The organism is Actinomadura sp. NPDC000929, assembly GCF_040492065.1.
Lineage (GTDB): Bacteria > Actinomycetota > Actinomycetes > Streptosporangiales > Streptosporangiaceae > Spirillospora > Spirillospora verrucosospora.
Genome location: NZ_JBEUPA010000209.1, coordinates 1 through 11,619, shown reverse-complemented (window position 1 = coordinate 11,619; position 11,619 = coordinate 1). Strand labels below are relative to the sequence as shown.

General features: G+C 75.1%; 12 protein-coding genes. 6 read left to right on the top strand and 6 right to left on the bottom strand.

The features are described from left to right. From ABWI04_RS39230 to ABWI04_RS39210, 5 genes are all read left to right on the top strand, one after another. Window positions 1-649: DUF5941 domain-containing protein (locus ABWI04_RS39230; protein ID WP_353835554.1), on the top strand; the 649-nt coding region annotated here is incomplete at its 5' end. Then, a complete protein-coding gene (locus ABWI04_RS39225; RefSeq protein WP_353835553.1) occupies window positions 646-1,377 on the top strand; it encodes a phosphocholine cytidylyltransferase family protein in 732 nt (243 codons plus the stop codon). The genes ABWI04_RS39230 and ABWI04_RS39225, both read left to right, overlap by 4 nt. A gap of 46 nt (window positions 1,378-1,423) precedes the next feature. Further along, window positions 1,424-2,497, top strand: a complete 1,074-nt coding sequence (locus ABWI04_RS39220) for an iron-containing alcohol dehydrogenase family protein (RefSeq protein ID WP_345177635.1) — start codon at window positions 1,424-1,426, stop codon at window positions 2,495-2,497. Beyond that, entirely contained in the window at window positions 2,487-3,377 is an 891-nt protein-coding gene (locus tag ABWI04_RS39215; protein ID WP_345177639.1) for a CDP-alcohol phosphatidyltransferase family protein, read from the top strand. Before ABWI04_RS39220 ends, ABWI04_RS39215 begins: the two co-directional genes overlap by 11 nt. Continuing rightward, complete coding sequence (locus ABWI04_RS39210; protein ID WP_345177642.1) at window positions 3,374-4,255, top strand: glycosyltransferase family 2 protein; 882 nt, start codon at window positions 3,374-3,376, stop codon at window positions 4,253-4,255. Before ABWI04_RS39215 ends, ABWI04_RS39210 begins: the two co-directional genes overlap by 4 nt. Before the next feature lie 71 nt (window positions 4,256-4,326). Here the strand turns inward: ABWI04_RS39210 and ABWI04_RS39205 are convergent, their stop codons facing one another. From ABWI04_RS39205 to ABWI04_RS39180, 6 genes are all read right to left on the bottom strand, one after another. Beyond that, window positions 4,327-4,965 (bottom strand): TetR/AcrR family transcriptional regulator, encoded by a 639-nt coding sequence (locus tag ABWI04_RS39205; protein WP_345177645.1) that lies wholly within the window; start codon window positions 4,963-4,965, stop codon window positions 4,327-4,329. 69 nt (window positions 4,966-5,034) lie between these two features. After that, window positions 5,035-7,482 (bottom strand): HelD family protein, encoded by a 2,448-nt coding sequence (locus ABWI04_RS39200; protein ID WP_353835552.1) that lies wholly within the window; start codon window positions 7,480-7,482, stop codon window positions 5,035-5,037. Window positions 7,483-7,570: 88 nt separating this feature from the next. Beyond that, window positions 7,571-8,197, bottom strand: coding sequence for an SDR family NAD(P)-dependent oxidoreductase (locus ABWI04_RS39195; protein WP_353835551.1), 627 nt, complete (start codon window positions 8,195-8,197; stop codon window positions 7,571-7,573). Then, window positions 8,194-8,931, bottom strand: a complete 738-nt coding sequence (locus ABWI04_RS39190) for an acetoacetate decarboxylase family protein (RefSeq protein WP_353835550.1) — start codon at window positions 8,929-8,931, stop codon at window positions 8,194-8,196. The genes ABWI04_RS39195 and ABWI04_RS39190 overlap by 4 nt, the downstream gene beginning before the upstream one ends. Before the next feature lie 58 nt (window positions 8,932-8,989). After that, a complete protein-coding gene (locus ABWI04_RS39185; RefSeq protein WP_345177653.1) occupies window positions 8,990-9,487 on the bottom strand; it encodes an SRPBCC family protein in 498 nt (165 codons plus the stop codon). Window positions 9,488-9,520: 33 nt separating this feature from the next. Continuing rightward, complete coding sequence (locus ABWI04_RS39180) at window positions 9,521-10,117, bottom strand: HD domain-containing protein (RefSeq protein WP_353835549.1); 597 nt, start codon at window positions 10,115-10,117, stop codon at window positions 9,521-9,523. A 159-nt stretch (window positions 10,118-10,276) separates the two neighbouring features. Here ABWI04_RS39180 and ABWI04_RS39175 point away from each other — a divergent pair. Further along, the coding region (locus tag ABWI04_RS39175; protein WP_353835548.1) for an outer membrane protein assembly factor BamB family protein at window positions 10,277-11,619 on the top strand (1,343 nt) is incomplete at its 3' end.

Sequence of the window (11,619 nt, the reverse complement as noted above, 5' to 3'; positions counted from 1 at the left end):
GGTGGGGGAGTTCACCGCGCTGTGGCGGCGGCACGCCCGGGAGGTCCGCCGCATCCACGAGAAGCTGTTCTACCGGCCGCTGCTGCGGGCCGTCGGGGCGGCCGCCGCGGCCGTCCTGCTCGCGGCGGGCCCGCTGCCCGGAACACGGCTCGGGCCCGAGCCGGCGGTGTTCGCGCCGCTCGTCGTGCTGCTGCTGGCCGGGCCCGCGTCCGAGAACCCCCACGCCGGGCGGCTGGACTGGCTGGTTCCGCCTATTCTGCGCGGGATCGAGTATGGTTACCTCGCCGTGTTGGGGGACGCGCGGGCAGTCCCGGCGCCGCTCGTCTACGTGCTGCTCACGGTTCTCGCGCTCCACCACTACGACGCCGCCTACCGCACCCGCCAGGGGCGCCGGCCGCCGCGGTGGGTCCGCCTCGCCGGACTCGGCTGGGAGGGCCGGATGCTGTTCACGGCCTTCGCGGGGGCGTTCGCGCCGCTTCCGTTCGCGTACGCGGCGCTGGCCGCCTACCTTGGCGTGTTGTCCGGCGGAGAGAGCGCCGCCACGTGGGCGCGGCACGGCCGCGCCGGCGCAGTGACGATCGACCTGACGAAGAAGTTGTCCGAGGGTGTGGGGGACGGGCCCCACGGCGAGAGGGAGAAGAAAGCATGATCGGCATGGTGCTGGCGGCGGGCGCGGGCCGGAGGCTGCGGCCGTACACCGACACCCTCCCCAAGGCCCTGGTCCCCGTGAACGGCGAGACCACCATCCTCGACATCGCCCTCGGCAACCTCGCCGAGGTCGGGCTGACCGACGTCGTCATCGTGGTCGGCTACTGCGCGGACGCCGTGCGCGACCGCAAGGCCGCCCTCGAGGAGCGGTACGGCGTGTCGCTGACGCTCGTCCACAACGACAAGGCCGAGGAGTGGAACAACGCCTACTCCATGTGGCTCGCTCGGGAGCACTTCTCCAAGGGCGTCCTGATGGTCAACGGCGACACGGTCCATCCGGTGAGCGTCGAGAAGACACTATTGGCGAACCGCGGACCGGACATCCTCCTGGCGGTGGACGACGTGAAAACTCTCGCCGACGAGGAGATGAAGGTGATCCTCGACGGCGAGGGCCGCCTGAAGACCATCACCAAGCTCATGGACCCCGCCACCGCGAACGGCGAGTACATCGGCGCCACCCTGATCGAGCCCGCCGCCGCCGGGCCGCTGGCCGACGCGCTCAAGGCCACCTGGGAGGGCGACCCCGACCTCTACTACGAGGACGGCTACCAGGAGCTCGTGAACCGCGGCGGACGCATCGGCGTCGCGCCGATCGGCGAGGTCGACTGGGTCGAGGTCGACAACCACGACGACCTGGAGAAGGCCCGCCGGATCGCCAAGGGCTACTGACCGCACGCACGGCACGAACCGACCGCACGACGGCACGAGGAGGCCCATGCCCCTGCTGACGCGGATGCTGAACGCGCCGCTCTCCATCGACGTGCGGCGGGGAGCCGTGGCGACCCTCGGCGAGCTGCTCGCCGACAGGCGGATCGCCACCGAGGGGCGCGTCGCGATCGCGGTCGGTCCCGGCCAGGGCGACCAGATCGCCGAGCACGTCCGGCCGTCCCTGGCCGCCTGCGAGGTGTTCCACGTCGAGGGCGGCACCGTCGAGGCGGCGGTCAACCTGGGCTCCCGGCTGCGCGCCGGGTCCTACGAGGCGGTCGTCGGCATCGGCGGCGGCCGCACGATCGACGCCACCAAGTACGCGGCGACGCTGTCGGGCATCCCGATGGTGTCGGTCGCCACGAACCTGTCGCACGACGGGATCTGCTCGCCGGTCGCCTCCCTCGTCCACGACAAGGGCAAGGGCTCGTTCGGCGTCGTGATGCCGCTGGCGATGATCGTCGACCTCGACTACGTGCGCGCCGCGCCCGACCGGCTCGTCCGCGCCGGGATCGGCGACGTGGTGAGCAACTTCTCCGCCGTGGACGACTGGCTCCTCGCGGCCGACGAGTGCGGCGAGCGGATCGACCGGATGGCGCTCACCGTGGCGCGCACCGCCGCCGAGGCCCTGCTGCACCAGCCCGGCTCGATCGACTCGGACCGGTTCCTGACGGTCCTCGCCGAGGGGCTCGTCCTCTCGGGCATGGCGATGGCGTTCGCCGGCGACTCCCGCCCGGCGTCCGGCGGCGACCACGAGATCCTGCACGCCATCGACCACCTCTTCCCGGACACCGCCAACCACGGCGAGCTGGCCGGGATCGGCGCCGCGTTCTGCTACCACCTGCGCGCCACCCGGCTCGGTGCGGGCGAGGAGCGGCTCGAAGAGATCCTCGCCTGCCTCGGACGCCACGGACTGCCCCGGTTCCCGGCCGACATCGGGCTGTCCGCCGAGCAGTTCGCGGAGGCGGTGCTGTACGCCCCGCAGACCCGCCCCGGCCGCTATACGATCTTGGAACACCTCAGCCTCGACGAGGGCGAGACCCGCAAGGCGGTGCACGAGTATGTCCAGGCCCATGGAGGCTGAGCTGTCCGGGCAGAACCCTTCCCCGCAGCCCCCCGGCTCCCCCGAACCACCCGGCCCCGCGGAGCCGTCCGGCGACGACCACCGGCCGCACCGCAAGGGCGCGAAGGTCGCCGACATCCGCCGGTACGGCCAGCCGCCCGGTCTGAAGGACCGGCGCAACGAGGAGCACTGGGCCGGCCGCCTCTACATGCGCGACCTGTCCCCGTACTTCGCGTGGATCTCGCTGCGCCTCGGGTTCAGCCCCAACCAGCTGACCTACCTGATGATGCTCAGCGGCGTCCTCGCCGGCGTCGCGGTGTCGCTGCCCGTCGACCCGCTGTGGACGGCCCTCGCCGGCGCGTTCCTCATCCAGGTCTACCTGCTGCTCGACTGCGTCGACGGCGAGGTCGCCCGCTACCTGCGGCAGACGTCGGTCGCCGGGGTGTTCCTCGACCGGATCGGCCACTACCTGTCGGAGGTGTCGCTGCTCGCCGGGCTCGGCTTCATGGCGCAGGGCGGCTGGGAGAACGGCGGCTGGGTCGAGCTCGGCCTGCTCGCCGCCCTCGGCGCCGCGCTGATCAAGGCGGAGACCGACAACGTCGTCGTCGCCCGCGCCAAGTCCGGGCTGACCGCCGACCCGACCGGCGGCGACCGCGCGCTGCGGCCCCGCTCCACCGGCATCGCGCTGGCCCGGCAGGCGGCGTCCATGCTGCGCTTCCACCGCATCATCGGCGCGGTCGAGCTGTCGCTGCTGATCCTCGCCGCCGCCGTGATCGACACCCTCACCGGCGCGGACGACCCCGTCGCGGTCCGCGTCCTGACGGTCGCCGTCGCCGCCGTCGCCGTCCTGCAGACCCTGCTGCACCTCGTCAGCATCCTGGCCTCCCGGAGGCTGAAGTGAAACTGTCCGTCGTCGTCCTCACCATGGGCAACCGGCCGGAGGAGCTCGCCCGCGCCGTCCGCAGCGCCCTGGAGCAGGAGCACGTGGACGTCGAGGTCGTCCTCGTCGGGAACGGCGCCGACCCCGTCGGCGAGGCGGCGGGCGCGCCGCCGTTCGACGACGAGCGCGTCAAGACCCTCAGCCTCCCGAAGAACCTCGGCATCCCGGGCGGCCGCAACCGCGGCGTGGAGGCGTCCTGCGGCGACGTCATCCTGTTCCTGGACGACGACGGCTGGTACCGCTCGCCCCGCCTCGGCGCCCACCTGCGCGACCGGTTCTCCGCCGAGCCCGACCTCGGCGTCGTCTCGTTCCGCGTCCGCGACCCCGAGGGCGGGCGCGGCGAGCGCCGCCACGTCCCGCGCCTGCGCGCGGGCGACCCGGAGCGCTCGTCCCCCGTCACCACGTTCCTCGGCGGTGCCTGCGCGATCCGCCGCGCCGCGTTCGACGCCGGCGGCGGCCTCCCCGAGGACTTCTTCTACGCCCACGAGGAGACCGACCTCGCCTGGCAGATCCTCAACGCCGGCTACCGCATCGTCTACGACGCCTCGGCGGTGATGTTCCACCCCGCCGTCCTGCCGACGCGGCACGCCATGTTCTACCGCTACAACGCCCGCAACCGCGTGTGGCTGGCGCGCCGCAACCTGCCGTGGCCGCTGGCGCTCACCTACCTCGCCGTGTGGGTCGGCATGACCCTCCTGCGCGAGCGCAAGCCGAGCGCCCTCAAGCCGTGGTTCAAGGGCTTCGTGGAGGGCTGGCGCAAGTCCGCCGGGCCCCGCCGCCCCATCTCCTACCGCACCGCCTGGCGCATGACCCGCACGGGCCGCCCCCCGATCATCTAGGGGTTCGCGCCTTCCCAGGGGGCGGCCCCCTGGGACTCCCGCCACGCGCCGGACGATCCTCACGCCACGGGTCAGGGGGTCGTCACGGCCGCGACGATGAGGCGGGTCAGTTCGGTGGTGATGTCGTCCAGGGGGACGTGCTGGTCGCGGGCCGACCAGTGGTGGACGAGGTTGTTCACGGCGCCGATGACGGCGATCATCGTGAGCCGGTGGTCGCGGTCGGCGGCCTCGCCGCGCCCGGCGGCCTCGCGGACCATCGCGAGCATCGCGTCCTCCCACTGGCCGCGCCAGCGGAAGCGGTGCCGCTCCAGGCCGGCGCTGACACCGATCACCTCGACGAACGCGATGCGGGCCCAGCGCGGGTCGCTCGCGGTGACGGTGACGAACGCGCGGACGGCGCTCTCGACGCGGGCCGGGAAGGCGGCGCCCGCCTCCCTCCCGTACGCGGCGGAGACGGCCTCGGCGGCGCGCTCGTTGATCCCGCGGTGCAGCGTGGTGAGCAGTTCCTCGCGCCCGGAGAACTCCTCGTAGAAGTTGCGGGTCGACACGCTCGCGGTCGCGCACAGCCGCTCGATGGACGTCGCCGCGTACCCGCGCGTCCCGAACAGTTCGAGCCCGGCGGCCAGCAGGCGGTCGCGCCGCTCCGCACGGCGCTCCTCGGCCGACCGGCCTGCGTAGCTGCGCCTGGGTGCGGGATTGCGGCCGCTCATCGGTCTCCGTTCACCCGTGCGGATGGGGCAGCGTCAGCCTAACGCCGGGCGGAGCGGCGCAGGGCCCCGTCAGCCGGTGACCAGCGCGTCCCTCCACCCGGGGTCGGCGGTGAGGACGGTCAGCCGCTGCGTGGCCCGCGACACCGCCACGTACAGCACGCGCAGCCCGCGCGGGGACTGGGCGGCGACGGTCTCCGGCGCCACGATCACGGCGGCGTCGAACTCCAGGCCCTTGGCCTCCAGGACGTCGAGCACCTGGACGCGCTCGGGCAGTCCCGCGCCGAGCCGGTCGCGTTCGGCGGCGTCCCAGGCGGCGGCGGACCCCCCGAACAGCGAGGCCTGGCCGCCGGACTCCTCCAGGGAGAGCGGGACGATCAGGCCGATGGTGCCGTCGACCTGGCCGAGCAGCTCCTCGACGGCGGCGCGGGCGGCGGAGCCGAGCCCGGGTTCGGGGACGACCCGGACGACCGGCTCGATCCCGGACGTGCGGACGGCGCGGGCCGGCTTCGCGTCCGGCAGCGCGCGGGCGAGCACCCGCGCGGAGACGGCGGCGATCTCGGTGGAGTTGCGGTAGTTCGTGGTCAGCTCGTACTCGTGCCGGGCGCGGGGCGGGGGCGCCTTGCGGCCCCGGCGGCGGTTCCGGGACGCGGGGCGCTCGCCGCCGAGCGCGGCCTCCATCGCCCGCCGGGCGGCGGGCAGGTCCTCCCAGGCGCTCTGGGCCGGGTCCTCGACGACCGTCCAGCTCGCCTGGCGGCCGCGGCGGCCGAGCATCCGCCACTGCATGGGGGACAGGTCCTGTGCCTCGTCCACCACGAGGTGCGCGTACTCGGGGCGCTCCTCGACCACGCCGTCGTCGACGCGGCGGGAGCGCTCCAGCCGCTCGATGGACGTGGTGAGCTCCCGCATCTCCGGCTCCCACGTCTCGTCGACGACCTCCTCGCCGGTGAGGATGTTGACGCCGTCAACGACGAACGGGTCGTCCTCGGACGGCGCGCCGCGGCGGCGGGACGGCCGGGGCGGGGAGCCGAGCAGCGCGTCGATCTCGTCGAGCAGCGCGACGTCCTGGTAGCTGAGCGGCGCGCCGTCGCCGGCCCAGGAGGCGGCGAGCGGCTCGACGTCGGCGCGGTCGACGTCGCGCCCGGCGGCGCGGCGCAGGCGGGACGGGTCGCCGAGCGAGCGCAGCACGTCCAGCGGGCGGCGGATCGGCCACCAGGCGACGAGGAAGTCGGTGAACGCGCGCTGCTCGCGGACCCGCGCGTCGAACTGGGCGCGCTTCGGGTCGCCGCCCGCGGCCCCGTTGCCGCGCGCGGGCTCCTCGTCGAGGGAGGCCAGCCCGTCGGCGGCGAGGATCGCGTTCCACAGGCCCGCCTCGGCGCCCTCCTCGGCCTCGGCCGCCTCGGGGCCCCCGACCTCGCCGAAGCGGTGCCAGAGGGCGTCCAGGAGCATCTCCGCGGCCCGGCCGCGGGCCGCGTTCACGCTGCCGCGGCTGCGCCGGTGGACCTCGTTCCGGATGCGGTCGAGGCGGGCGCGGTCCAGGGCGACGACGACGCCCTTGAACACCACGCGCAGCTCGTCCGGGGCGCCGGGGGCGTGGTCGGCGACGGCGCGCCGCAGCACCGTCACCATCGCCTCCGCGCCCTTGACGCGGGCGAGCCGCGGCGTGTCGTGGACGGTGGCGGTGGCGCCGTCGACGAGGTCGCCGAGCGAGCGGAGCGTCGCCGACCCTTCGCCGAGCGACGGCAGCACGCGCTCGATGTAGGCGGTGAACCTGCGGTTCGGGCCGACGACGAGGACGCCGCGGGACCCGAACCGGCGGCGGTGCCGGAACAGCAGGTAGGCGACGCGGTGCAGCGCCACGGCCGTCTTGCCGGTGCCGGGGGCGCCGCGCACCAGGACCGTCCCGTCGGCGGGGGCCCGGATCACCTCGTCCTGCTCGCGCTGGATCGTCGCGACGATGTCGCGCATCGCGCCCTCGCGCGTGCGGGCGAGGGAGGCGAGGAACGCGCCGTCGCCGATGACGGTCATCCCGTCGGACGCCTCGGGGTCGAGGAGGTCGTCCTCCAGGTCGACGACGGTGTGGCCGCGCGAGTGCAGCACGCGGCGGCGCACGACGCCGCGCGGGTCTTCGGGGGTGGCGCGGTAGAAGTCCTCGGCGGCGGGCGCCCGCCAGTCGATGACGAGCGAGTCGTGCTCGCTGGTGCGGACGCCGACGCGGCCGATGTAGCGGACCTCGCGGGAGGCCAGGTCGAGCCGGCCGAACACCAGGCCGTCGTCGGCCACGTCGAGGGCCTGGACGCGCAGGGCCGCCTGGTGGACCATCGCGTCCCGGTCGACGAGCGAGCCCTTGGTGCCGGCGAGCGACTGGCGGTAGCCCTCGCGGATCATGGCCTGGGCGTCCGCGCGCATCTCCTCCAGCCGCGTGTAGGCGGTGTCGACGTAGCGCTGTTCGGCGGCGATCTCCCGGTCCTTGACCGTGCCGCGCGGATCGGTCGGGCGCCCGTTGACCTGGGACGACATGCAGGCTGCTCCTCGCGCGTGTGTCATGCCGGGGACATCCCCGGCACCCCGAAGGCGAAAGAGACAGCTTATGCGGTCCGGGTGACGTTCAGCGTCGGGCGAGCGCCGCCAGGAGCGGTCGGCGCGCCGGCCGGACCCGTACGTGGACGTCCGGGGCGGGGCGCGCGAGCGAGCGGTCCATCGCGTCGAGGACGAGGCCGTGCGGCGTCCCGGCGGCCGCGTGGACGCAGCGCAGCGTCACGCCCTGCCCGCCGTGCTCGGCCCAGAGCGCGTCGGCGTAGGCGGCCACGGCCGCGGCGGACGGGCTCGCGGGCGGGCCCGAGGCGTCCGGGCAGAGGAACAGCTCTCCGGCCCGCCGTTCCAGCATCCCCGGCAGAGTGGCCTGGACGACGACGGCGGCGCCGAGGACGTTCGTCCGCAGGTCGTCCTCCACCTCGCCGAGCGGCCGCGCCAGGACCGGCCCGGACGGCGCGGCCGACGCGGCGTGGACGACGCGGTGCACCGGGCCGGCCATCGCCAGCACCCCCGCCACGGCGCCGGGGTCGGTGACGTCGCACACTCGCGCGTGGGTGTTGGGGGAGCGCTGCGCCGTCTTGGCGAGGCCGAGCTCGTCCACGTCCACCGCGACGACGTCCCACGCCGCCGCGGCGAGCCGTCGCGCCGCCATGGCGCCGAGCCCGTGCGCGGCGCCGGTCACCAGGGCCGTCCGCTTCACGTGCGCACCTCCTCGGCGCCCTGGAAGACCATCCGCAGATGCCCGACCGTGCTCGTGGTGAGCGCCCGCGCCCGGTCGAGCCCGAGGCCGCGCAGCTCGTCGGCCACCGGATGGTCGCCGAGGACGACCTTCGCGCCGCCCGGACGGGTCCGGACGCCGGACGGCGTGAGCGTCCACGGCGTCCGGCGGGTCACGCCGTCCAGGCAGGAGTAGGCGTCGACGCTCGGGGCCGCCGAGCCGGCCGGCGTCGGCACGCCCGGCCGGATCGCCACCTCGATCGCCGTCCGCCCGCCCAACCGCACCGCGCAGCGCTTCACGCGCCCGGAGAGGTCCATGGGGATGTCGGCGATCTCCTTGGGGAAGCCCCAGATCGTCCGTCCGGCCTCCAGGGTGAACTCCTGGTTGACCGGCAGCCAGTGGATGAACGCGCCGATCCCGCGCATCCGCCCGAGCACGCCCGGCGACGGCCCCGCGCCGGGCGGGCGCACCAGGAACGCGACGGCGAACTCGTGGTAGGGGCCGAGGTCGCCCTCGGCGTACCGGACGAAGGCCAGCGAGCAGACGGCCCTGCCGGGCAGCGGCTCCGCGACGGCGAGCCCGGAGTAGGCGATGACGTCCTGGGCGGCGCGGGCGGGCACGACGAACATCGCCGAGCCGACGGCGGCGTCACGGATCCGTACCGGGAGCGCGACCCGCTCGCCCTGGATCATGTGCGCGTGTGCGGTCGTGGTCACACCACTAAGTAGAACAGGTTCTCGTTTTGCTGCCAAGCACCGGAGCCCGGCAAGGGGGTCAGCCCTTCCCGACGGCCGTCCGGATCCGGTCGAGCGTGGCGCGCATCCCCTCGCGGTTCACCTCGGCGCGCTCCCCGGCGGGGACGCCGGTGAAGACCTTGCCGAGCAGCGACACGAACCCGGCGCCCCGGTGGTCGCGGCGCTGGTCCTCCCAGTACTCGGTGAGGCGGGTGCGGGGCGCGGACGGGTCCTCGGAGACGTTCTCGAACCGGTACCCCCACAGCGCCACCGGCACCCCGAAGCTCGACACCCGGAAGGCGAACACCTCACCGGGCACCGCCGCGCTCACCTGGCAGGTGGTGAACCACACGCGCCAGCCGAGGCGGTTGAAGCCGACGAACCTCGTCCCCGGCCTGACGGCGCGCCCGCGCACCCACGTCGCGAACACCTCCGGGCTCCACTCGCCCATCCGCCGCAGATCCGCGACGGCCGCGTACACGTCCCGCGCCGGCGCGGCGACGACCACGCTCTCCTCGACGACCCACTCGCGCTCCATGGGACCGCATCCTCCCACTCGATGACCGGTGGGTCACAGGAGGTGGGCGAAACGGCGCCGCCAGTCGGCGTACCAGGCTCTGAACCACGGCTCGGACTCGGCCAGCGGGACGACGTAGGTGAGCGTCTCGGCGTAGTAGCGGCGCTGGAAGTCCGGCGCCATCCGGTCGAGGGTCTGCACGTTGCTGGCGCGGTCGGCGAGCTTGACCAGGACCGCCTCGCGAGGGGCCTCGCCCAGGCGCCGCAGGTAGGCGGCCTTGGCGGCGCGTTTGGCCTGGCGCCCGGCGCCCGCGGCGGGCGGCTTGGTGACCCAGTCGACCAGTTCGGTCACCTCGGGGCCGAACTCGGCCTCGACGTCGGCGAGGGAGGCGGGCGTGTCCTCGACGACGTCGTGCAGGACCGCGGCGGACAGGACGGCGGGCGTCGTCACCCCCGCCCCGCGCACCAGCACTTCGAGGGCTTCCAGCAGGTGCTCGACGTAGGGGTCGCCGGTCGGCCGCCGCTGGTCGCCGTGCCAGCGCAGGGCGGCGGCGACGGCCCGTTCCAGGCCGTCCACGTCGACGGGCGCGCCGGACGCGGCGATGTCCGCGCGGGCCGTCTCCCAGGCGTGCCAGCGGGTGAAGACCTCCACGGGTTCGCTCCGTTCTTCCCGGCCGTGTCGCGCGGGAGCCCCGTACAGGGCATGGTGGGTGTCGTCCATATGAGCAGTCCTCGGTGATAACCGTACGTGGAGGGAGGCGGCGCGGTCGTGGTCGGGAGCCGGCAGCGGCCTGACGGCCGACCGGAGTCCGTGGGCAGGGTCCGCGTCACGCTCGGCCTCCTGTCCGGGGCGGTCGCCGTCGCGCTCTGCGTCGTCCTCGTCGACACCTACGTGCTGCGCGCCGAGTGGTGGCAGGTCCGCCACACCGTGACCGGGGAGCCCGTGGCGCCGCAGAGCGGCGTGGGTCCGCCGCCGGGCCCGCTGGCGGTGAGCTGGGAGCATTCGACGCGGACGCACCGCGGCTCGGTCGCGGGTTACGACGGCGTCGCCTACCAGGTCGCGCAGGGGCAGGTCGTGACGGCGTCCGGGCACGGCATCGAGGCGCGCGACGCGCGCACCGGCGGGGCCCGCTGGAGCTACCGGCGCGCCGGGTGGTCCCTGCTCGGCTGGACGTCCACGGGGTCGCGGGTCGTCGCCTACTTCGAGCGGGACGGCGACCGCGGCGAGCGGACGCTCGTCGCGTTCGACGCGCTGTCGGGCGGGCAGCTGTGGCGGCGCGCGGACGAGCGTCCCGCCGCGGTGTCCCGGACGACGCTGCGCTGGCCCGCCGGGTCCGACGTGCTGCTCACCGCCGACGAGGGGCGCCGGACGCTGTTCGGGGTGTCGGCCGTGACGGGGAACCGGGTGTGGCGGCTGGCGCTGCCGCGCGGCTGCCGGTTGTTCGAGGGCGGGGCGCACCCGTCCGACGGCCGGGAGGGGCTCGCCGCGGTGGGCCTGCGCTGCGCGGGCCCCGGCGGCGGCAAGGGGCGCCGGAGCCGGCTGCTCGCGCTCGACCCGACGAAGGGCCTCGTGCGCTGGGAACGGGGGCTCGACTCCCGGGAGTCTCCCGAGGTGTCGATGCTGGACGGCGTGACGCTCGTCTCGGACGGGACGGCCCTGCGCGCGTTCGACGACGGCGGCCGCCAGTTCGCGGTCTGGAAGGGCGACGGGGTCTGCGGCGACCTGATGTGCCCGGGCGTGCTCGCGCCGGGGCGGCTCGTGGTCGTCTACCACCCGGACGGGACGGGCACCGAGGGGGCCGGCGCCGGGACGGGGACCGGCGGCGCGGGCGCCGGCGGCGTGGCGGCGGAGGAAGCCCGCATGGAGGCGGTGGACGTGCGGTCCGGGCGGGTCGGGTGGAGCCGGGACGTGCCCGCGTACACCGCCCTCGCGCAGGCCGGCGGGCAGGTGTTCGCGCTGCGCCCGCGGCTGTCGGAGCGGCTGCTGCCCGCGGGCGTCGACATCGTCGAGCCCGGCGACGGGAGCACCACGACCGCGCCCGCGCCGTTCTCGATGGACCCCGACCTGCCGGGCGTCCGGCCCTGGCTGGCGGCCGCCGGCGGGCTGCTGTACGCGGCCCTCCCGCAGGCGGCGCCGCGCCCGGACGGCGCGGC